Origin of the sequence: Paludibacter jiangxiensis (genome assembly GCF_001618385.1) — a bacterium.
Classification (GTDB): Bacteria; Bacteroidota; Bacteroidia; order Bacteroidales; family Paludibacteraceae; genus Microbacter; species Microbacter jiangxiensis.
In genome coordinates this window covers 309718-333363 of record NZ_BDCR01000004.1, presented here as the reverse complement: position 1 = coordinate 333363, position 23646 = coordinate 309718, and the positions used below count along the sequence as shown (strand labels likewise).

The 23646-nt window shown below is 41.9% G+C and carries 19 protein-coding genes; 6 read left to right on the top strand and 13 right to left on the bottom strand.

All coding sequences use genetic code 11. From position 1 onward, the window contains the following. Positions 1 to 57 precede the first annotated feature (57 nt). From PJIAN_RS11530 to PJIAN_RS11515, 4 genes are all read left to right on the top strand, one after another. The gene (locus PJIAN_RS11530; RefSeq protein WP_068705187.1) at positions 58 to 498 is read left to right on the top strand and encodes a GNAT family N-acetyltransferase; all 441 of its coding nucleotides are present in this window, start codon (positions 58 to 60) and stop codon (positions 496 to 498) included. Positions 499 to 649: 151 nt separating this feature from the next. After that, a complete protein-coding gene (locus PJIAN_RS11525; protein WP_068705185.1) occupies positions 650 to 1759 on the top strand; it encodes a porin family protein in 1110 nt (369 codons plus the stop codon). 4 nt (positions 1760 to 1763) lie between these two features. Then, positions 1764 to 3248 carry an IPT/TIG domain-containing protein gene (locus tag PJIAN_RS11520; RefSeq protein ID WP_068705184.1) on the top strand — a complete coding sequence of 495 codons (1485 nt, stop codon included), beginning with the start codon at positions 1764 to 1766 and terminating at the stop codon, positions 3246 to 3248. Between the two features lie 254 nt (positions 3249 to 3502). Then, positions 3503 to 5365, top strand: coding sequence for a DNA topoisomerase IV subunit B (locus PJIAN_RS11515; protein ID WP_068705182.1), 1863 nt, complete (start codon positions 3503 to 3505; stop codon positions 5363 to 5365). 57 nt (positions 5366 to 5422) lie between these two features. On the opposite strand, the gene PJIAN_RS11510 is transcribed toward PJIAN_RS11515, so the two are convergent. The 4 genes from PJIAN_RS11510 to namA all read right to left on the bottom strand — a co-directional run bounded on the left by PJIAN_RS11510 (position 5423) and on the right by namA (position 8812). Further along, positions 5423 to 6481: a DUF3089 domain-containing protein gene (locus tag PJIAN_RS11510; RefSeq protein WP_068705180.1), complete on the bottom strand. Its 1059-nt coding sequence runs from the start codon at positions 6479 to 6481 to the stop codon at positions 5423 to 5425. 98 nt (positions 6482 to 6579) lie between these two features. Beyond that, the gene (locus PJIAN_RS11505; protein WP_068706442.1) at positions 6580 to 7029 is read right to left on the bottom strand and encodes an Hsp20/alpha crystallin family protein; all 450 of its coding nucleotides are present in this window, start codon (positions 7027 to 7029) and stop codon (positions 6580 to 6582) included. Between the two features lie 181 nt (positions 7030 to 7210). Continuing rightward, positions 7211 to 7696, bottom strand: a complete 486-nt coding sequence (locus PJIAN_RS11500) for a DUF5362 family protein (RefSeq protein ID WP_068705178.1) — start codon at positions 7694 to 7696, stop codon at positions 7211 to 7213. 42 nt (positions 7697 to 7738) lie between these two features. Further along, entirely contained in the window at positions 7739 to 8812 is a 1074-nt protein-coding gene (gene namA / locus PJIAN_RS11495) for an NADPH dehydrogenase NamA (RefSeq protein ID WP_084252397.1), read from the bottom strand. Positions 8813 to 9314: 502 nt separating this feature from the next. Between namA and PJIAN_RS11490 the strand changes: the two genes are divergently transcribed. Then, positions 9315 to 10448 (top strand): TlpA disulfide reductase family protein, encoded by a 1134-nt coding sequence (locus PJIAN_RS11490; protein WP_068705174.1) that lies wholly within the window; start codon positions 9315 to 9317, stop codon positions 10446 to 10448. Between the two features lie 89 nt (positions 10449 to 10537). On the opposite strand, the gene PJIAN_RS11485 is transcribed toward PJIAN_RS11490, so the two are convergent. The 9 genes from PJIAN_RS11485 to PJIAN_RS11440 all read right to left on the bottom strand — a co-directional run bounded on the left by PJIAN_RS11485 (position 10538) and on the right by PJIAN_RS11440 (position 21871). Then, positions 10538 to 11863 carry a DEAD/DEAH box helicase gene (locus PJIAN_RS11485; RefSeq protein ID WP_068705172.1) on the bottom strand — a complete coding sequence of 442 codons (1326 nt, stop codon included), beginning with the start codon at positions 11861 to 11863 and terminating at the stop codon, positions 10538 to 10540. A gap of 119 nt (positions 11864 to 11982) precedes the next feature. Next, positions 11983 to 12183 (bottom strand): heavy-metal-associated domain-containing protein, encoded by a 201-nt coding sequence (locus PJIAN_RS11480; protein ID WP_201787361.1) that lies wholly within the window; start codon positions 12181 to 12183, stop codon positions 11983 to 11985. 5 nt (positions 12184 to 12188) lie between these two features. Further along, entirely contained in the window at positions 12189 to 14618 is a 2430-nt protein-coding gene (locus tag PJIAN_RS11475) for a heavy metal translocating P-type ATPase (RefSeq protein ID WP_068706438.1), read from the bottom strand. A 591-nt stretch (positions 14619 to 15209) separates the two neighbouring features. Then, positions 15210 to 17249, bottom strand: coding sequence for a M13 family metallopeptidase (locus PJIAN_RS11470; protein WP_236714401.1), 2040 nt, complete (start codon positions 17247 to 17249; stop codon positions 15210 to 15212). Positions 17250 to 17302: 53 nt separating this feature from the next. Further along, entirely contained in the window at positions 17303 to 18160 is an 858-nt protein-coding gene (locus PJIAN_RS11465) for a patatin-like phospholipase family protein (RefSeq protein WP_068705166.1), read from the bottom strand. Between the two features lie 681 nt (positions 18161 to 18841). Then, positions 18842 to 19648, bottom strand: coding sequence for a PhzF family phenazine biosynthesis protein (locus tag PJIAN_RS11455; RefSeq protein ID WP_068705162.1), 807 nt, complete (start codon positions 19646 to 19648; stop codon positions 18842 to 18844). 87 nt (positions 19649 to 19735) lie between these two features. Next, on the bottom strand, positions 19736 to 20227 hold the full coding sequence (locus tag PJIAN_RS11450) for a GNAT family N-acetyltransferase (RefSeq protein WP_068705160.1): 492 nt from the start codon (positions 20225 to 20227) through the stop codon (positions 19736 to 19738). Positions 20228 to 20455: 228 nt separating this feature from the next. Continuing rightward, the gene (locus PJIAN_RS11445) at positions 20456 to 20911 is read right to left on the bottom strand and encodes a cupin domain-containing protein (protein WP_068705158.1); all 456 of its coding nucleotides are present in this window, start codon (positions 20909 to 20911) and stop codon (positions 20456 to 20458) included. Positions 20912 to 20950: 39 nt separating this feature from the next. Further along, entirely contained in the window at positions 20951 to 21871 is a 921-nt protein-coding gene (locus PJIAN_RS11440) for a ketopantoate reductase family protein (RefSeq protein ID WP_068705157.1), read from the bottom strand. Between the two features lie 202 nt (positions 21872 to 22073). Between PJIAN_RS11440 and PJIAN_RS11435 the strand changes: the two genes are divergently transcribed. Continuing rightward, the gene (locus PJIAN_RS11435) at positions 22074 to 23318 is read left to right on the top strand and encodes a CPBP family intramembrane glutamic endopeptidase (RefSeq protein WP_068705155.1); all 1245 of its coding nucleotides are present in this window, start codon (positions 22074 to 22076) and stop codon (positions 23316 to 23318) included. The last annotated feature ends 328 nt before the right edge of the window (positions 23319 to 23646 follow it).

The window sequence follows — 23646 nt, the reverse complement described above, 5'->3', positions numbered from 1 at the left end:
TAACTTCAGGTTTGATCCATGATCCAAAATGCCTAATTTTGCAGAAAAACAAATAACATGCCAATACAAATACGACCAATAGAAGAAGCTGATTTCACCCAACTTATTGCTTTATTCCAAGAATTTGCCATATTCGAGAAAGCGCCTGAACTAATGACAAATACAGTTGATAAAATGAAATCAGAAAAAGAGTACATTAAGGGCTTTGCGGCAATCAATGAAGAGAATACAATAATCGGTTACGCCACCTGCTTTTTTGCTTATTACACGTGGATTGGCAAATCGCTTTACATGGACGACCTTTATGTAAAACCGGAATATCGCGCACAAGGAATTGGCACGAAACTCATTAACAGTATCATTGCGCTCGCAAAAAAAGAAAATTGCAGCAAAGTACGCTGGCAAGTCTCCGAATGGAATACTCCTGCAATAGGTTTCTATAAAAGTCTGGGCGCCCAAATTAATGAGACCGAACGCAACTGCGACCTTATGTTCTGATTCCATCTTGTTTTGTAAAAATTATGCCAAATTTTATCTTCATATTACAACCATCTGTTCAATAAAAATTAGAAATAAAAAATATATATTTGCAAAACAATACCAAAACCACAGAATTCATTCTGACATAAATCTACTACCATCCCTTAACATGAAACGAATTCTTTTCTTATTGTTTGCAATTTACACCACCGTATCTACCTACAGTCAAACGGATTACTATGTAAAAGACTCTGCTCTTACGATGGGCATAACCATTATTGATCAGGGAATACAAAACAACCAGAAAAGCTGCAAGATACAGCTCAAAGACTCGACTTTCAGTTTTAGCCCGAACCAGATTACTGAATATAGTTTCGGGTCTTCGGATAAATATTTTTCCAAAACATTCACAATAAACGGAGTGTCACGGACTAATTTTCTTTTACGTTTGGATTCGGAAGCTCCTTTTGTATATTATTTTCAGGATGAGCAACACTCGACGTTCTTTATTGAAAAAGAGAATAACAAACTGGTTGAACTAACAGAACAGAACTATCGTAGGATTATTGAAGACTTCACGTCACATTGTTCCCCCAACAAAGAAAAGTTGAAATTTTTGACCTACAGCCGTCTGTCTTTTGAACGATATTTCTCCAATACCGACTATTGCAAAACGAAACATACAGTATACTTTAAATGGGGTATATTGGCAGGAGCTGAAGCCACGTTACCAAGCCTTAAAAGTTCCCCCTCCAATCCTGATTTAAAACTCTTTCAATTTCCATACACGTACAACTGCCTCTTTGGCATATTTGTAGATTATCCGATTGGGAAAGGAAATCTGTCATTGCATCCGGAATTATACATTGCTAAAAACGGATATTCAGTATCAAAACATGTAACAAATAAGGATTACGACTTCGTTTCTAACATCACGACGGCTAATCTCCCTATTTTACTGAGGTACACTGCCTCTTTCGGCAAGTTATTCCCATTTATCAACATCGGCCCCACCATTAGTTATGTATTGCGCGAAAAAAGCTATTTGAATACAGCTACTATCAACATGTCTTCATCTACCATAATGATTGACGACAATGGTCCAAACCGATATTTTTCTTCCCAGCAAGTGGGTATGGCTGCAGGCATAGGCGTTGAATATAAGTTGAATTATAAACATGCGTTGTTTGTTGAAGCCCGTGTCAATCAACAATACGGATTCCAAACCCAGGATTTTTCCAGAAACAACTTACAACTTATAATTTCTTTTAATCTTTAAGGCGATGAAGAAGCTTAGCATCATTTTTATTCTTGCTGGTATTTTGGTGATAAGTTGTGCCGATCTCGAGGTTAGTACAAAATCTTATCCGTATATCATTACAGAAGAAGTGTCGGATATCAATGCGTCCGGTGCAACATTCAATGCCACTGTAACAGGGACAAATAAAAATGACGTGATCGATTATGGGTTCGTATGGGATGACACTATTGCATCACCGGTTTTGACGTGTTCCAAAAAATCGTTGGGTCAATCGGTTTCTGACGGAAAAATCAATTGCAAAATTGAAGGGGGATTAAAAAACGGAGCAGAATACCACGTCCGGGCATATATAAAATCCTCAAAATATCTTGTTTATGGCAATGTTCTTACTTTTAACAGCAAGGGCAGCAATCCTCCGGTCATCACAGGATTCTCTCCTTCGAACGGAGGTTTTAGCAAAACAATCGTCATCTCGGGAAGTCATTTCGACAGCAAGATAACAAAAAATCGCGTAAAATTAGGTTCTTTGTCAGTTGCGGTGGATTCTGCTACTGAGAATTCTCTTTATGTAAAAGTACCCTCTATTCAGGCTTCTGACAGTGTAAAAATCAATGTGGAAGTTGCCGGCATGACTGCAACCTCGTCCAGCTATTTCTCCTTACTTTTCCCATGGACTCAACGGAATAAACCTTCGATGATGATGGCGGGCAATACGGTTAGTTTTGCCTTACAGAATAATGCATACCTGATAAAGCCAAATTCCGCAAACTTGTATGTATACAATTCTGCAACAGACTTATTTACAGCTACTCCAAATTTACCGGAAGCACCCGGGAATCACCCGATAGCATTTTCCGCAAATAACGCCGGTTTTTTATTGATAAATAAGACCTTGTGGAAACTGGATACTTCAACAATGACCTGGAGCGCTCAAAAGGCATACCCGGGAACAGTTTCTGACTACATGTTTTCTTTTACGATTGACAATAAGGCCTATGTGGGTAATTTTCACTCCGCTAAAGATGTATGGCAATACAATCCGTTAACCAACAGCTGGAATCAGGTTGCTGATTTTGCTGGCGGCCTTCCAGATACACCATGGGGCTATTTCTCATTTGCCACCAGCAAATCCGGTTATCTGGGGATTGACAGGAGTGGAGGTAGCGTAAAACAATTCTGGCAATACACACCAACCACCAATTTATGGACAAGAAAAACTGATTTCATGCCTGAAGGATATAGTGACTTCTGTAGTTTTGTGATCAATGACAAAGCGTATGTTGGAATGGGCTATATTGAGAGTGCTTATGCAGGAGCAGTTTCTAGCAGCATATGGCGGTATGACGAAACCAACGATAAATGGATAAAAGGCATCAGTGCTCCAAAAACCCTTGCAGTCCACACATCGTTCGTTATAAACAACAAAGCATATATCTTAGGCTGGAATGCTTATTTTTACAGTGATTACACCAACTTCCTGTACCAGTTTGACCCGTCTAAGCAGTAAATATTCTTGAGCTTGCTGCAAGCTTTCATTTGCTTTATCAGACATATCAGCAGCTAATAATCCTTGAGGTTCTGCTTATAACTGTTAACATTTGCTGAACTAGGTTCTTTCATTTAAGAACAATAGAATTAGTCTTGACTTTTCGCTACAAAAATCCCTTAAATATGGTTCGATAAATCCGCTCTACTAACTTCTTTTTGGCAATTTTCGTTTCCTGTATTTTTATTATCTTTGCTTGAACAATCGGAAAAAACATGGACGATATCAAACTCAATTCACAATCAAGTAGCTATACAGACGACAATATCATTACGCTTGAAGGGTTGGAGCACGTACGCCGCCGCCCGGGGATGTACATCGGAAAATTAGGAGATGGAACTTATCCCGACGATGGTGTGTATGTGTTGCTCAAAGAAGTTCTCGACAACTCAATTGACGAATTTCGAATGGGGAACGGGAACACTATTCAGGTCAACGTGAAAGATGGTACCGTTCGCATACGTGACTTTGGTCGTGGAATACCATTGGGCAAGATGGTGGATGCAGTCTCGGTGATGAACACCGGTGGTAAATACGACTCAAAAGCCTTTAAAAAGTCCGTGGGTTTGAATGGTGTTGGTACAAAAGCCGTCAATGCACTTTCGTCTCAATTCATGGTTGAAAGTTACCGCGAGGGAGAAATGAAACATGCTGAATTTTCCAAAGGCAAAATTACTTCCGAATCACCTCTCCAGAAGACATCCGAATCCAACGGAACTCTGGTGGAATTTACTCCAGACAATACCATTTTCACCAATTACAAATACCGTGAAGATTACATCGAATCGATGTTACGGAACTATGCCTACCTTAATACCGGCTTGGCAATCATTTTCAACGGTAAACGTTTTTATTCCAAAAACGGGCTTCTTGACCTGTTAAATGAAAACATCACTTCAGAATGTCTCTACCCTATCATTCACCTGAAGGGAGAAGATATAGAAATTGCTTTTACCCATACCGATCAGTATGGTGAAGAATATTATTCTTTTGTAAACGGGCAGCATACCTCACAGGGAGGTACACACCAAAGTGCATTCCGTGAAGCAATTGCCCGCACCATAAAAGAGTATTACAACAAAAACATGGAAGTCACCGATATCCGCAACGGGTTGGTGGCTGCAGTGGCGATCAGCGTAGAAGAACCTGTTTTTGAGTCACAGACAAAGATAAAGCTGGGCTCCAAAGATGTCGGGCCGGAAGGTCCTTCGGTAAGTAAATTTATCGGTGACTTTGTAAAAAAAGAAGTTGACAACTACCTGCATAAGAATTTGGAGAGTTCTGATATTCTGCTGAAGAAAATTCAGGATTCGGAAAAGGAGCGTAAAGCCATTGCTGGGGTTACGAAGCTTGCGCGCGAAAGAGCGAAAAAAGTAAGTCTTCATAACAAGAAACTGCGTGACTGTCGCGTGCACTACAACGATGCCAAAGGAGAGCAACGCGAAAACTCCTGTATCTTCATTACCGAGGGTGATTCTGCGAGTGGATCTATCACCAAGAGCCGGGATGTAAACACCCAGGCCGTATTTAGCTTGCGTGGTAAACCACTGAATAGCTTCGGACTTACCAAGAAGATTGTTTACGAAAACGAAGAGTTCAACCTGCTGCAAGCTGCTCTAAACATTGAAGAAGGAATTGAAAACCTGCGTTACAACAAAGTAATTGTTGCGACCGATGCCGACGTAGACGGAATGCACATACGCCTGCTACTCATCACTTTCTTTCTGCAATTCTTTCCCGACCTTGTCAAAAAAGGGCATGTTTATATTCTTCAGACACCGCTTTTCAGGGTAAGGAACAAGAAAGAAACTATCTACTGTTATTCCGATGAAGAAAAGCAGAACGCTATTAAAAAGCTGGGACCAAACCCTGAAATGACCCGATTCAAAGGGTTAGGTGAAATCTCTCCCGATGAGTTCCGTCATTTCATTGGCAAAGATATCCGCCTTGATCCGGTTACGCTGAAAAGAGAAGACTCGGTTGCCACATTACTTGAGTTCTACATGGGAAACAACACTCCCGAGCGTCAGGAATTCATTATAGAAAACCTGGTAATCGAAGAAGACTATACAGATTAACATCTTTTACTCAGTATACAGCAAACACTTGATTGATTGCTGTATACTGAACACTCCCTATTTCCTCGCTTTTTCAAACGCATTGATCCTCATTTTTACATTTTCGCGGATATTCATCCAGAAAAGATTGTAATCGTAAACATGAAGATTTTTTGTCGATTTGATCTTTTCGCCGACATTATCAGGCAATTCTACCCACAAAATATGAGATGAGGGCTCAATCTCCGCTGCCGGCCCCAGGTTCCGTAACAAATTGAACGTCATCAGAGAACCGTGATTGAGCTTTGATGATGCCGGAGATGTCGCATCTGTCCATGTCAACGGATTCACACAAAGAGAATTATCCTTCTCAGCTTTCACTCCGGCCGGAATCTCTCCTTTCTGATAACTACGCCAGCCCACAACGCATCCCGTCGCATCGGCCGTTTTACCCAAAGGAATCGACTTGAAAGAAGTCTTTGGAATCTGATAGCCTATGACATACGCACAAACAAGCTGTTTTTGCAACGGTTTGCCATCAAAATACTCCTGTAGCAGACGAATTACATGAAGGCTTCCCTGACTGTGTGAAGCAATAATAATCGGACGATGGTTATTATAATGCGTCAGATAATATTCAAAAGCCTGCTTCACATCACTGTAGGCCAAATCAAAAGCCTTTTGTGCCGCAGGTGTGGTGCGGATGAAGAATGCCTTCAGGTTAGCCTGACGATAACGTGGAGCAAATACACGACAACTACCGTTAAAAACGGAAGCCTGGTATAAAATGGATCGTGAATCGGTTTGGCTGTTCAGGGTTGCGTCCGTCAAATCGGCATTCCAGGCTCCATCTTTCACATCCTGAGAAAACGAAGTGGGATGAATAAAGAAAACATCCGCACGTTGATCTCGGGGTTCATTCGCAAGAAAAGCCGGAATGGAGTCGCTATTGTCGTGCTTAAACGGCGATGCGGCCCAGAAGGAGAGATTTCCGTAATCTGGAACCGGGCCTGTATTCTCAGCAGACGAAGCCTCCAAACGCTTCGCCATCAATTTTTGTACCAGTTTTCCGCGTTGTGCATCGGCTGACGGGACTAGCAGTAAACATATAAGTATTGCTATTATATTCTTATTCATAACTGATTAATTTGAAATTAGAATACAATTATAGTCATTTTCAGGCAAAAAAAACAGCCGGACATTTCTGCCCGGCTTGTTTACTGATCCTCAAACCACTATTCAATCGAAATCTGTCTCACAGGTTTCGGTTTTGCTTCTTCTTTTTTAGGGATCGAAATGATCAGGATGCCCTTTTCATATTTTGCCCCTATCTTTTCTGTATCTGCACTGTTCGGCAGCGTAAACGAACGACTGAACGATTCATAACAGAATTCCTGTTTGGTATATTTGCCTTTGGGGTCTTCTGTTTTTGTTTCGCTCTTTTTTTCGGATGAAATAGTCAGATACCCATTGTTTACCTCTACCTTGAAATCTTCCTTTTCCATTCCAGGTGCTGCTACTTCAACCTCAAAATTTTCTTCAGTCTCTTTAATGTTAACGGACGGCAAGGTCGTATTCGTATTCGAATAATGACGATTCGTCCAATCATTCCAATTATTGTTCAAAAAATCATCGAAAAGGTTCGACCAAGAGGGAACCAAATCATTTCTTCTGATAAGTGACATAACTACCTCCATTTTTTTAAGTTGAACATCAATTAAAGAACATTGTTTCTGAAATAAAATATTCAAAACCTGTGCCAGACAGAATCAGATTACTTATCTTATTAATAATCAATTAGCATCTTTTCGTTCAACAAAAAACAGAGTCAAAATGACAGGAAAAAATTGCAAAAATGAGACATTTTTACACGTTCTGCGACTGCATTATTCCACTCACAAAGCCCATAGTGAATCCGGCAATGGCAAAAGCCACCACAAAAATAATAGAGATAATTACCATTATACCGGTAGCAACGTAATAAAACTTCTGATATTTCAGGGCTTCTTCCAAATCACTATTATTTTTATTCGCCACCGCTTTTTTCGCGTAGTTTGAGAACTTTACGAGAAACAACATGGGGACAAAAGTCAAAACTGCAAATATCAAATAAGCAATACCCAGGATTCCTGCACCGGGAAGTTCTGTTTTTGTGCCGGCTAGCAATAGCACGATTGCACTAAATGCCATAAAACCGGCCATTACAATACAAAATACAGCTATAAATTTTGACCATTTCCGGGTTTCGTCCAAATGAAGCAAGGCTGCTTCTGTGACTTCCACTTTCGTTTCAACTTCTGCCGGTTTTGGCGTCGCAACGGTTTCTTTCTGTTTTTCAAAATAATAGTCCATAATTCAGATACGAAATTATTAGTATTTAGATTAGTTTTTGTTTCAGTGAGGTTTAGCCCGTTCATACTGAACAGGCCATGCAATTTCGTCTTTGAGTTGCGAAGCGGCATGTAGCGGAAAATATGGATCCCGCAGAAACTCCCGGGCGACAAGTATAATATCAGCTAACCCGTTTGTCAAAATTGTTTCTGCCTGTTCGGCCTTAGTAATCAAACCTACGGCTCCTGTTTTCATGTCAGCCTCCTGCCTGATTCTTGCTGCAAACGGCACCTGATAACCATAGCCAATCTGCACCTTCGCATCAGGCAATAACCCTCCGGAGGAAATATCCATTAAATCCACACCTCTGTTTTTCAATAACATGGCCAGCTTAACCGACTGAGCTTCATCCCAACCGCCTTCCGCCCAATCCGTTGCTGATATACGCACAAAAAGAGGCTTACTGACCGGCCAAACTTGTCTGACAGCATCAACAACTTCGAGCAAAAACCGGACACGATTGTCAAAACTACCACCATATTTATCGGTACGTTTATTGGTAATCGGGGATAAAAACTGGTGTAGCAAGTAACCATGAGCTGCATGAATTTCTACAACATCAAAACCTGCTTCATTTGATCTCTGGGCTGATTTTCGAAACTCTTCCACTACCCATTCTATCAACTCGACATCCATTTCTAATGGTACCGGTGCCCCGCTTTCAAACGGGATTGAAGATGGAGCCAGCGGTTGCCAGCCTCCTTTATCAGGAAACAGGTAAACATCTCCTTCGCGCCACAAGCATCCTGTACTTGCTTTGCGACCGGCATGAGCCAGTTGAATACCCGACAAACTACCCTGTTGGTGAATGAAATGATTGATCTGTTTCCATTTTTCTACATGTTCGTTTTTCCACATTCCCAGATCATAGGGAGAAATTCTTCCTTCGGGCGAAACGGCTGTCGCTTCGGCAATAATCAGTCCGGCACCACCAACGGCTCTGCTTCCGTAATGCACAAAATGCCAATCGTTAGCAAAACCATCTTCTGCCGAATATTGACACATAGGAGAAACAACTATTCTATTTTTCAGTTCCAGCCCCCTAAGTTGCAGCGGGGATAATAATATTGTTTTCATGTGTAAATGGTTTATTGTAAAAAGTCAGGTAGAATTGCGTTTGGAAAATCAGCCAGGCTAATGCCCTGGGTTGATTATAATTGTTCGGTTGATTTCTATCAGTGCTTAAAGAAACAACGATTCATCAAATATTTATTATTCAGCACCTTACTGCCATTGAAATAATATTCAGGATGAATTATATGGCATAATTCTTCGACAATGACCATTGTCTGTGTTTCTGTACACTGTGCTCTTCACCCTGAAAATCAACACAAAATAATTAGTATCACGCGCTCTATTCCGAACACAAATATACTATTGCAAACCCTCTATTTTAACATTAAAAGTGAATAAAAAAACCAACAATATTCACTAACTGCACATAAAACACTGAATTAATGAATGATACACTAGTCTCAAAGAATACGCATTACTAAAGTTAAAAAAGGAACGCCATAAAATTGTAATCCCGATAGAAACTATTACTTTTGATTCTCATTACAACTAAACTTTCAATCAAATGAAGAACCCTCTATTATTACTTTTCTGCACGTTGCCTGTGGCGATGTTTGCACAACAAAGTTATACACTCACCGGTAAAATCGGAGAATTAAATGCTCCTGCCAAAATATACCTGCAACATCAGGTAGACAAAAAGATGGTAATCGACACTGCAAAGCTGGTAAAAGGCTCCTTTACATTTAAAGGCACTGTGGGAGATCCGGAATACGCCAGACTGGTTATTGACCACGAAGGAAAGGGATTACAGGCTATTCGTCAACCTGATTTAAAGACCATTTTCGTCGAATCCGGCACAATCACATTCCAAAGCAAAGACTCTATTGCCAATGCTTCGATTAGTGGATCGAAAACCAACAGCGAATATCAAAGCCTTCTTAAACTGCTGGATCCTGTCATTCGGGCTCAAAAGGCGCTTTCTGCCGAATATCAGGCAGCACCGCAATCCAAGCGTGAATCGAAAGAATTTATGGCCGACCTCGAAAAAAGAGACGATGCGATAACAGCAGAACAGAATAAAATTCTTGCTTCGTTTATCAAAGCAAATCCGGGTAGTTTTGTGAGCCTGGCGATGTTAAACAATCTTGCCGGTGCGACTCCCAATCCCAATGAAATGGAACCTATTTTCAACCAATTGTCCGACAATATCAAAAACTCCAAAACCGGACAGGAATACGCTAAAGGGTTGATGCAGCTCAAAGCGACGGCCATTGGTTCTATCGCTCCCGATTTCACAATGAACGATCCGAATGGAAAGCCTGTAGCGCTTTCAAGTTTCAGAGGCAAATACCTTTTGCTCGACTTTTGGGCTTCGTGGTGCGGTCCTTGTCGCAGAGAAAATCCCAATGTGGTAGCAGCTTACAATCATTTCAAGGATAAAAACTTTACCATTTTGGGTGTTTCGCTCGATAATGAAAACGGGAAAGATGCCTGGCTGGCAGCCATCGCCAAAGACGGACTGACATGGAATCATGTGTCAGACCTGAAATACTGGAACAACGCAGCAGCACAACTCTATCAGGTACGTTCAATTCCTCAAAATTTTCTGCTTGACCCCAACGGAAAAATCATTGCTAAAAACCTGAGAGGCGAAGATCTGGAAAAGAAACTAACTGAAATTTTTGCCGGAAAATAAGCACTTAACTACAACTATAACAAAAGCGGATAAATCTCTCTTAAAGAAAGATCTATCCGCTTTTGTTTTTATGAACTCGTTTGGCTTTTTTATTCAGCGAGTTCTATTTTGGTCTTCATATTCTTAATTTTTTCATTGGCCACCAGGCGAAGCACTTGTTTAACCTTAGCGGCTTTTACTGCCACATACGAATAGTAGTCCTTGACTTCTACCAATCCAAGTTCTTGTTTGTCGAGCTGTCCTTTCTTGAACATAAAGCCAACCACATCCATCTTGCTCAGTTTGTCTTTTTTCCCTTTGCCGATATAGATGGTAGCCCAATCAGGTTTCGAAGGGGCCGGAACCAGTTTTGGCAAAGCTAATAACGATGACTCAACGGAGATAAAGCCGGGCAGTTCTTCGTTGGCAGCCAACAAGAGATATGCGCTGCCTTCGGCTTCCATGCGAGCCGTACGACCATTGCGATGCACAAACTCTTCCAGACGCGGTGGAGCGTCGAAATGAACAACATGTTTAATTTCAGGAATATCCAGTCCGCGCGAAGCCAAATCAGTAGAAATAAATACACTGCAACTACCATTTCTGAACTTGGAAAGAGCTCTTTCGCGTTCGGTTTGTTCCAGTTTTCCATGGAAAAATTCGTTTGCCAAATGTCTGGTTGTTAGGTAAGCATTCACTTTCTCTACCGTTTCGCGTTGATTGCAAAAAACCAGCGTAGAATCATTGCCGAGATAGCACAGCAAGCGAAAGAGCAGATCGAATTTATCGTTATTTTCTCCTTTTACGGTAAATATTTCAAGCCCTTTGAGGGCAGTATCTTTTTCGGAATAATCAAGTTTAATCGGATTACGGATACCGGTAAAAGCCGGAATAGAAACCGCATCGGTAGCCGATGTCAGGATACGTTTCTGCAAAGAAGGAATATTGCCGATAATAGCCTCCATATCTTCGGCAAAGCCCATTTCGAGCGATTTATCGAATTCATCAAGCACCAACAGTTGAATTTCGTCAAGGGCAACATTTCCCCGTGCTATGTGATCTTTGATGCGCCCGGGCGTTCCGATAAGCAAAGCCGGAGGAACCGCCAGATCGCGTTTTTCGCCATTAGAGGGGCGGCCTCCGAAACACGTGTTTACTTTATAGCCAGTGCCCATACTACGCCATACCTGTTCTATTTGTTGTGCCAATTCGCGCGAGGGAGCTACAATAAGAGCCTGAACTTTCTGGCATTCGGGATTCATATTCATCAATACCGGCAGCAGATAAGCCAACGTTTTGCCCGATCCTGTAGGCGACAGTAAAATTATATCTTTGCCTGTTTCATTTGCGTCAAGAGTTGCCAATTGCATGGCATTAAGCGATTCGATACCCATGCTTCTCAGCGTGTTATCGATTTGAGTGGAGTTAGTTTTCATTTTGCAAAGATACGCAATTAAAAGGAGACGGCTATCTCGTCATAAACAGACCAAAGGCAGACAAACTTATCTAAAGTTTGTCTGCCTTTTATGTTAACACATCGATCGCAGGTCAATCGTTATATCACCTCTGCATGATAGCCGAGTTTATCCAAACCATTTTGTATGTCATCTGCCGAAAGTGTTTCAGTTTCTACGGTCAGCACTTTATCGGGATTTGCCGTATCGACCGACCATTTACCGGCACCGGCTGTCTCATCCAAAAACGGAGTTACCTTGGCGATACACCCGCCACAATTGATATTTGTCTTAAATTGCATAGTTACTATTTTAATTTACTGATTGTTTTATATTTGAGTCTCAAACTGTTTGTTACCACGCTTACACTACTCAAAGCCATAGCGGCTCCGGCAATCATCGGATTAAGCAGAAAACCTGAAACCGGATATAGAATACCTGCTGCAATAGGTATGCCAATCAGGTTATACACAAATGCCCAAAACAGGTTCTGCCGGATCGTCAGCACGGTATGACGCGAAAGCGACATGGCCTGACGTATTTTTGATAGATCGGACGAAAGCAAAGCAATTTTGGCCACATCCAACGCAATGTCACTACCCTTGCCCATCGCAATGCTAATATCGGCCTGAGCCAGTGCTGCACTATCGTTAATCCCGTCGCCCACCATGGCTACAATCTTACCTTTACCTTGCAACTCTTTAACGAAGTTGGCTTTCTCTGCGGGAAGAAAATTGGCTTTGTAGCGTGAAATGCCCGTTTGAACGGCGATGGCTTTAGCCGCTTGTTCATTATCGCCCGTCAACATATAAACATCTATTCCCCGTTTCTGAAGCTTCTTAATTGCCGGCAGCGAAGACTCTTTTACAGCATCGGCAATGGCAAACGCCGCAATGAGTTTATGCATAGATGCGAAATAGACGACCGTATAAGCTTTGAGATATTGCTCATCAATCCATATTTTATCTGCTTTGTCGATTTCAATACCTTTTTCGGTAACCATCGCTTCGTTTCCAATGCAATAAACAGCATCGGCAAGAGTACCCTCAATACCACGACCTGCCTGAATTTCAACCGTAACACCTTCTATTAGGTTTGCCGTTTTTTCATGATAACCAGCCATAGCATCAGCCAGTGGATGTTCCGACGACTTTTCAATGGTATACAAAACATCGTGCAATTCTTTGGATTCGTCGGCAAACCATTTTGATGCAACTACCTTCGGTTTTCCAATGGTAATCGTTCCTGTTTTGTCGAGTACGACAGCGGTAATTTCACGTGCTTTCTCAAGACTTTCGGCATCTTTTATCAGAATACCGTTGTGAGCACCGCGCCCTACTCCCACCATAATAGCCGTAGGAGTCGCCAATCCCAATGCACAGGGACAGGCAATGACCAAAACCGTAACCATTGCCAGCAGCCCATGCGTAAAGCCATTTTCGCCACCCCAGATCATCCAGGCACCAAAACTCAACACGGCAATTGCCATCACCACCGGCACAAAGACAGCCGCAATTTTATCCACCAGCTTTTGCACCGGAGCTTTACTACCCTGAGCATCCTGCACCATTTTAATGATTTGTGCCAACACCGTTTCTCCGCCCACTTTCTGCGCCCTGAAGCGGAAACTTCCCTTGTGGTTGATCGTACCGGCAAATACTGCATTGCCGGGTTGTTTTTCCACAGGCAAAGGCTCTCCGCTAATCATGCTTTCGTCCACAAAAGAAGAACCTTCGGTAACAATACCGTCCACCGCAATTTTCTCTCCCGGTTTCACCAACAGAATCGTATCCGGTTGTACGCTGGCAACAGGCACTTCAACCGGATTACCCTCATTAATCACAGTCACCGTTTTAGGTTGCAAACCGATCAACTGCTTGATCGCGGACGAAGTGTTATTCTTCGCTCTGGCTTCGAGCAATTTTCCCAGCAAAATAAAGGCTATGACTACCGCCGAAGCCTCGAAATAGACATGCGCTTCGAGTCCCCGACTGGTCCAGTAATCAGAAAAGAGAGTGTTGAATACGCTAAAAAGATAGGCGGTTCCGGTACTGAGAGCCACCAGCGTATCCATATTGGACGAGCCGTGCTTTGCCTGTTTCCAGGCTCCCACAAAGAATTGTCGGCCTAAAACAAAGACAACCGGGGTCGCCAGTACCCACAAAATATAGTTGACATAAAGCATTTCCATAAAGAACATGCCCAAAACAACTAACGGCAGCGATAGAGCAATTGCCCAGATAGTCCGTTTACGAAGCGATTCGTATTTTTTGCGTTGAAGATCCTCAAGAGTATCTCCCTGTGCGGTCTCTTCTTCAATCATCAAATCGTAACCTACGACTTGTAACGCAGCTTTCAATTCTGCTTCGGAAGTCATGGTAGAGAGATATTCCAACTGAGCCATACCATTACCATAGTTGACAGAAGCCTCAATCACTCCCGGCTGGCGTCCCAAAACCGTCTGTGCGCTGCTTGCACAGGATGCACACGACATATTGAGCACCGGATAACTCTTTTTGACCGTAGGAATCGTATAGCCCAGCCCACTCACTGATTCCAGTATTTTAGACAAAACGTCAGTTCCTTCAACCGTTACAACAGCCCGACGATTGTTAAACTCCACGGCATGCTCGATGACACCGGGGATATTTTGCAATGTTTTATCCACAATAAGAGCACAATGCTCGCTTTCCATGCCCGAAACAGGCAAATAGTAAGTCGACTTTGTTGGTTGCATGAGATAAGGATTGGTTAGATATATCTGTGAGACAAGCAAAAATCGTGCCCCCACTGTTATAGTGTTACAAATATAATATACAACCCTGATAAAACCGAAATATTATTTGAAAATGATTTACAATTCAGACCTTCAGAGATAGCTAACTTCTCCATATCTAAACCATTAAGGCATTGAGAAATAACTTTAGTTTCTCAATGCCTTAATGGTTTACAAAAACACAGGGGCGTTAGCCCTGTATTCTTGGTAGTAAATAACAGGTGGATATTCGGAGGAGCGTAGCTCTGATGTCTTTCTTATAAGGATCTTATACAATAAGCAGACGTCAGAGCTACGCCCCTCATTTTTTGTGTCTCTGAATTATCTACCAAGACAATAGGGCTAACGCCCCTATGCTTTAGAATACATGTAAAATCCTATAACAGTGTAGATAAAACACACTTTCTAACTCCGTATTTTAAGGCGGAGGCAAAACAAGAGCATAATGCTTGTTTTAACCCTAACAAACAACAAACCATTCAGATATTAAGATGCATAGGAATCTTAATATTTGAATGGTTTGGTATAAAATTTCAAAGTAGTTTTATGGCACTACCAGATTTTTACCCGCTGATTCTCGGGTATCCACATAGCATCTCCCGGTTTGATATCGAATGTTTTATAGAAAGCATCGATGTCGGACAACGGACCATTGATACGGAATTTCGCCGGAGAGTGTACGTCGCTGCGAATTTGATTGGCAAGTGCTTCGGGACGAATATTGACCATCCAGGCCATTCCGTAACCGAGGAAAAAGCGTTTGTCGGGATTCAGGCCACCTACTACCTGATTGTTTTTATATTGCGCCGTCTTCTTAAAAGCCTCGTAACCCATGGCCACACCACCTAAGTCTGCAATGTTTTCGCCCTGCGTCATTTCACCGTTCACATGCAGGCTGTCCACTGCAATATATTTATTGAACTGAGCCACAATCATCTTTGTTTTGGTAAAGAATTTGGTGCTATCTTCGGGAGTCCACCAGTTGGCAAGATTACCGTTGGCATCGTATTTTGCACCCTGATCGTCGAATCCGTGTGTCATTTCGTGGCCAAAAGTAGAGCCTCCGATAATGGAGTAAAGAATGGCATCATCGGCCATTTTGCGCTCATAACCCGGAACGATAATATTACAACCCGGCACCACAATTTCGTTATTCGACGGATTGTAGTACGCATTGTAGGTTTGAGGCTGCATATCCCATTCGGTACGATCGACCGGTTTGCCGTATTTGGAAATCATATAGTTATAATGCCATTGAGCCACACGTTTCATATTAGACGCATACGAACTTTTGTCAATTTGCATTTTGCTCATATCTTTCCACTTGTCGGGATAGCCCACTTTCATTATCATCACATCCAGTTTGTGAAGCGCTTTGATCTTTGTTTCAGACGACATCCAGTCGAGGTTTTTGATGCGTTCGGCATACACCTTCTTGATTTCGGTTCCGATCTCCATCAGCTTCTCTTTGGTTCCTTTCGGCAGGTAATCTTTCACATAGACCTGACCAACCAAATCACCCAACGATCCGTCCACCTCATCGGTTACGCGTTTCCAGCGGGGACGGGGCTCGGTTGCTCCTCTCAAGGCCGAACTGTATTCAAAGGCTATTTTGAATGTTTTATCGTCCAAATAATCGGAATAAGCACTCATCAGGCGCAATTTCAGATACGATTTCCAGGCTGATAAAGGCATGGTTTTTATATAACCGTTGAGTGCAGTTACAAATTCGGGTTGGCCGACAATAACCGTATCTACTTTGGGTAAACCTACAATCGCCAATGATTGTTGCAACTCCAGCGAAGGATTTTCAGATGCTACTTTGGCAAACGTCATTTTATTGTAATTCAACAACGGGTCGCGGAGATCCTCGCGTTTACGCGAAACCTTGGCCAGCGCCGTTTCCAGTTTCATCACCTCGTCAGCTGCCGATTTTGCCTGTGCTTCGCTGTAACCCATCAAACCGAACATTTTACTGGCATAAGTCAGAAACGCTTCACGCACTTTGGCCGCACGGGCATCGGTGGCAAAATAGTATTCACGGTCGGGAAGGCTCAATCCGCCCTGGTTGATAAACACGGCATGTTTACTGCTTATTTTATCGTCCTGTCCAACGCCAAGACCGTACATTGAACCGGCACCGATCGTTCTCAGATAAGCCGCGGTAGTCATCAACTGGTTGATATTGGCAATCTGATTAATCCGTGCCAAATCGGCTTTAAGCGGAGTAATTCCCATGCGATTCAACGATACGGAGTCCATTCCGGTTAAAAACAGGTCTCCGATTTTCTGGCGGGCACTTCCTTTCACACTATTCTTCAGCTTTGCCGACGACACGCATACATCGTGTATCTGGGCGTTGATGGTATCCTGAATTATCTGGAAAATACCATTCGATGTTTCACTAGCCGGAATCGGATTCTGTTTGAACCATTTTCCATTGGCATACAAGAAAAAATCATGACCCGGCGTTTCGGTCGAATCGATATGCGACACCATCGGATCGATAGATTGCGCATTACTCAAAGATGATATGCCCAGCAAAAAGAGGGGCAATATCGCTGCTTGTTTCAGATTTTTATGCATTCTCATTTTCTGTAGTTATGCCACGCAAAAAGTGGCGAATAAATTATATTTTTCTCAGATTAAATTCCAATCCACTCTTTCAGTCGACCTATTTCATTATTCATCTGCTCCAATCCCATGTAGTACACTTTTTCAAGACGTTTCGGCTTATTTTCCATCCGCGAAACAGGAAGCGTTTCATTAGGCCGGATTACGTATATACTACCTTCTTTCTCCAGCTTTGCAATCATGTCCAGAGTTTGGTTATATTGAGCTGCGCGGTTAATAATGGCTTCGACCAAACGCGGATACTGACGATAGTGACGTTTCCAGAAAGGAAGAAATTTCACCTGATCTTTACGATAAGCAGCATCGCGCGTAAGGATGACTACCAGACGTTTATGTCCGTCATTAAAAGCCTGCTGCACCGGAATCGAATCGGAAATGCCGCCGTCCATGTAGAATTCATTGTCTATCTTCTTGGGTCTGGCAATGACAGGAAGCGAAGAAGTGGCAGAAAGTAACGTAGCGAAACGCACCTTATCCGTAGCATCCAGCGTTTTGAAATCCGCTTTGCCGGTATTGCAATCGGTCAGGCCAACCTTCATCGTCACGCCACTTGCAGTGAAAGACTCAAAGTCAAACGGAACCAGATGATCCGGCAAATAGCTGTATATAAAATCATCGTTGAAATATTCCCCTTTTGAAAACAAATGAAACCAGCTGCAATAGTTGGGATCGGAGACATATTCATTCACGGCCAAATTACGCCCGAATTGTCGTGAAACATACGAAACGCCATAATCGGCTCCGGCCGAAACTCCGATGACATACTTAAAATAAAGTTCCTGCTGAAGAAAAGCGTCCAGCACTCCTGCGGTGTACATTCCTCTGAAGCCACCGCCTTCGAGCACCAGACCGATAGAATTATCAATCATTTATTGTGTTTTATCTTTTATAATCTATATCATACATTTCCAAAAGCTGACAAATATAATGCCAATGCTAAGTAGAGCTAAAGTAAGAGCCAACAATAAAATTCCCTTGCTTTCTTTGTGCTTATGACCCAAGCAAATCAGCACGATAGAAAACACACCCAAGAGAAGGTAAAAATATTTATAATCAAACAAATGCTCGAAAATTCCAGATAAGGCTCTCCCTTTTCCATCAGTATTAATGTAATAAATGGCTATATCATGATTTATTTTTGCCGTTAAGCATATAGAGAATATACTCACGCATAAAGAAATCAAAGAAAATTTCAATCTTTTCATTAGGATTAACTGAAAAGGGTCATATTCCACACATATACATAACTCCGTCCTTCAGGGCGGAGGCACAAAATACAGAATGTACTATTGGCTTTAGCCTTGAAAATGAGATATCTGAAAACATCATTCAGGGCTAAAGCCCATTAACATTGAATCATTAGTTACTCCGCCCTGAAGGACGGAGTTATTAAAATCAAACTATTCTGAATTATAAACTTCTTAGCACACTTGCTCCTTCCTGTGTGTTCCAAAGAATGATTTAGCCACGAAATAATAATTTATCTAATTTATAATCTACTGTTTATTCATAAAAGATCAGAGATAAACTCAGACCTACCTCCGTCATTATTAATTATTAATTGTTAATTCTATTTTGAACACCGTTACTGCCTGACCTTTGATGATCACGTGGTCTCCTGCCAGTTCCGTTTTAAGGATTCCGGTGCGCTTAGAAACCTGCAAAGATGTGAGTTGCTTCTTGCCAAGTTGTTCCGCCCAAAGCGGAGTCAGAGCACAATGTGCCGACCCTGTCACCGGATCTTCGTCGATACCCGCCCAGGGCGCAAAGCATCGCAATACAAAATCATATTCCGGAGTTGACGCAGGAGCAGTAATCATCAGGTGCCCCAAGCCTGCTTCGGTCAATGCGCTGAAAACAGGCAAAGCATTCTGCACCTCATCTTCTCTATTTGCCACAGCAACTACCCAGTTATAACTGCTGTCGTATAACTCCACCGGTTCAAAACCAACCAAAGCTTCAAAATCGGGATGTTGAGCTCTTTTAGTCAAAGGATAACGGGGGAAATTCATCTCCAGCCAGCTATCCGATTTTGAAATAGTAAGATCGGCACCTTTGGCTTTGAAGTGTATCTGATCATCAGATGCTACCCTACCCGTTTCGTACAGAATATGAGCACTGGCAAGGGTTGCATGTCCGCAAAGATCGACCTCTTTGGCTGGCGTAAAATAACGGATTTCAAATAGATTGTCGCGTTGCGGGAAAACAAAAGCCGTCTCGGAGAGATTCATCTCCATGGCAAGCTGTTGCATCTGTTCGGTGGTAATATTTTCTGTTACCACCATCACTCCTGCCGGATTTCCTTTAAACGGTTCTGCCGTAAAAGCATCGACCTGAAAGATTGATTGAAATTGCATCAAATTATTTCTCAATTTAATATTTACGACCTCAAAGTCCCCTCTAGGGGATTTAGGGGTAAAAGCTAGGCTGATTAATCTACAGCTTCATATCTCCTTACTCATAAAACAAACATTGAAAGGCAGATGTGGGTATTCTTTTACAAGGATTTCGCGAAAGCCCTGCCGCTGGTACCAGGCTTTTAGCTTTTCATACTCGTTGATTAGTGCAATACCGATGTGCTTACCGCCCCGTTCTTTTATCAATGAAGCGGCAAAGTTCATCAACTCCATTCCCAAACCACGATTGCGGAAGTCGGGTACAACCGATACCTTCTCAATATAAAATGTTTCGACTTCCGTCTGCGACTCCTCTATCGCAATGCACCCCACAGCATTTCCTTCTTCGATCATCAGGTAAAGCTCTATGCCTTTTTCTAATTGTCCGCGCAGGGTTTCCGCATCGATAAAGGCGCTGTTGGTCGGATTGGTCTCCTGCGTAAAACCAAACTGTTGCGCTACTGTGCCATGCGCACTTCTCAAAACGGCTACTGCACCCGACAAATCGGCATCCGGCAAAATACGTTGTAATTGAGTCATTTGTAAAATAATTATCGCAACTCTTAATTGTCTGTCATAATATCCTGATGGTATTGATCAAAAGCCCTGTCAGACCTTTCAGGTCATATTGATGATTGGTTCCTTCACTCACAGGTCAAAGACCTGCGGTTATGAAAATAAGGCTTTTCAAGCCATCAGGTAAATCAGATACTTATTCGCATTTCCCTGCATATTTTGTGCTGAGTACTGAAGACTGCGTACAGCACTCTATCTCCACTTCGGTTCGGTAGGTATTCGTGTGCCATCGGCAGTGGTATGTTCTTCCAACGAGTTTTCTTTCGATTGAATGGCAATATAAATCATTGGTTCGTCGGAAGTATTGCACATGCCACGGTTACCTTTGGGAGCTACACGCACCACACTTCCCTCTTTGATGGGGAAACAGTCGTCGTCCACCTGATAAAAACCCGCTCCCTTCAGAAAGATATAGGTCTCCTCGTTTTTATTGTGGATATGAAAGTAAGGCACTTCGGTGCGCGGAGGCAACATATTGAACGAAATTTCCGTTCCGGTGGCTCCGGTAGCATCTTTCACAAAAACTTTGCCCTCAATCTCCCGTTTACTTACCGGATGAATAAGGGAATATTGCAGTATCTCTTCCAGATTACCCAGATTAATGGCTGCATAATTCTTATTTTCAGCTATTTTTTCAATTGACTTCATAAGCTATATTTTAATACAGGAATTTCAAACACAGGTTTATTATTGTCTTGCTTTGCGTTCCTGAGGTAAAAGAGCAGAATAGATAAATTTATTAACTGGAACTTCCAGTCCGTATTTTTCGGCCAGGCGTACTACCGTTCCGTTTTGATATTCAAGTTCCGAAGGGCGCCCTTCCCAAATATCGCGGGCAAGCGATGCCGAAGCGTTGTAATCGAAGCTATCGATAACACCTACGGTCTTGTCTACAAAATCGGGAGCAATATTGATGCCCAGTTTCTGAGACAAATCATACACTTCCTGAAAGAGGGAAATCATCATTTCGCGGGTTTCCTTCACTTCGCGAATTCCTCCGTACGGTACGCGCGTTACTCCCAACAACCCGCTGATGCAGATCTGGATAAACTTTTTCCAGATATCGGCCTGTATATCATGCGAAATACGGGCATTGAAGCCTGCTTGTTCAAATACCTTTTGCAGTTTCACCACCCGTTCGCTCTTTCCGTTGTTCAGTTCTGCGAACACAACGGTAGGATCGACACCGAAATGCCGGATGACACCCGGAGCTTCTATCTTACTGATAATACGGCACAGGCCTCCAAGTACATGATGCGTTGGAATAACCAACTGCAATTCTTCGGCTGCCATCACTCCGTTTTGAAGCGGAAGCACCACAGTATCCTCTTTCAACAAAGAAAGCAACTCTTTTGCCATATCCTTTACCAGCCACGATTTAACGCAAAGCAACACCACATCCACCTTGCCGATGGCGGTAATGGAGTCGGTGGCCTGTACGGGCTGAATGGTGAAATTCTCCCTGATACTCTGCACAATAAGACCATGACTCATCATAGCTTCCAGATGTTTTCCCCTGGCAAGGAATGTCACATCATTACCGGCTTTTGCCAGTCGCCCGCCGAAGTACCCTCCGACTCCGCCTGTACCTATGACTGCTATTTTCATATCCGTATGACTTTATAAGGTATCTTCTGCAAATGTACTTTATTTTGGAGTGCTTCCCAAGAAGAGTCGCTAAAATTGTTAATTATGCACTTTCTCCCATTTTTGCTCGTTTTCGTGTGTATCCGAAAATAGCGTCATGCTGATTTGGCAATCACAATCATTATCGTAATCTTTGTAAAAAATACCAATACGTATATTCGGCATGAATCAAAAATTTATATACAATGCTTTTTTTCGTTTTCTCAGGCATCCAAATGATCAGGAAGAAGTTGACATTTCCATTGGCAGAAAGCTCAATGTTTTGCTTCAACTATTTTTATTTGACGTTGTCATTGTGATTATCCTTCTGGCTATTAATCACATACTACACACATTACATATTTTAGAACCAACGCATCATAAACTGGATGATTTATTCATCTCAACCGGTTACGTTTGGGTATTTATTACCGTGGTTATCATTGCTCCCACATTTGAAGAATTGATCTTCAGACTCCCGCTGATTTATCGTTACAATTATATTTTCAGGGCTATTGTTTACCTTTTGTCTGTTTCGGGAGTTGTAGCTGACGACAAACTGGACAAGGGTGTTATTGCATTTCGTCGGAAATATTTCATTTGGTTCTTCTACCTGATGGCTATTTTATTTGGCTTTATGCATATCACAAATTATTCCGGTTATAAAGAACTATTGTTCTGGATGCCTTTACTCACTTCGTCACAATTAATTTGTGGTATAATTTTGGGTTATATCCGTATAAAGTACGGGTTGATATGGAGTATTTTCTATCATGCTTTTAACAATCTGATTTTTATCACCATTGCATTTTGTAGCATCGTTCCATTTAAAGGATACACCACTTCAAACAATGCCTATTCGGTTTCAATACAACCGTATAAACATTCTATCAAAGAGAGTCTAAATATCTATACCTGTCGGGTTACTCCGGATACTATTTCATTCCGAAATGTAAAAACGGACAAAGCAATATCCATTCTGAGTGAAGTAACCGAAAAGTATGTCAAGAGCTCTTCTATGATGCCAATTGACATCGACTTTTACATGAAACGCAAACAACAAAACACTGATCTTTCCCGAAAATTATTGTTACAGGAAATTCAACGGGCTTTGAAAATTTCCATTACCCACCGCAAAAAGAATGTCAATGTTCAGGAAGCATATATAAGCGATCCTGTCAGGTACAACAAAAGAAAATTGTCATGCGGTGATTGTCATGCGTTTACTTTAGGGCGCACATGCCGTTTGATAGACGTTTTATATCCTGAACAATTTATCATAAGCTCAGACACCATTCATAAATTAACTTTCAGCGCCAAAACGTCAGAGTCTTTTGCCGACTTAAAGAAGCGGTTATATGACGAATATGGCATCAGCTTCCGAACTGTAAGCAAAGACCTTGACTTTCTGATTATTGAAAAAGAATAGTATAATATATCGTTGCGTATGACAAAAGAAAATCAAACATCGACAAACAAAAAGGGACTCTACCAAGGTATATTATTGTTAGCTTCAACAGTCTACCTTTTATCAATATTTATAGAACCATCTACAGCTGTCGCAAAAAATAGTGTATCTCTGGTGCAAACTTGCCTGTCCTTTTTATTGGATATTTTAGCTGTCTTTTGGATACGACGACAAATCATGATTCTTTCATTGCTCTTTGCTGCTATATATTTCAATCTTAGACTTCTGATTAATCCTATCCTAATCAGGATTGATTATTTTTATACCTATAATTTTAATTTGATAAGTA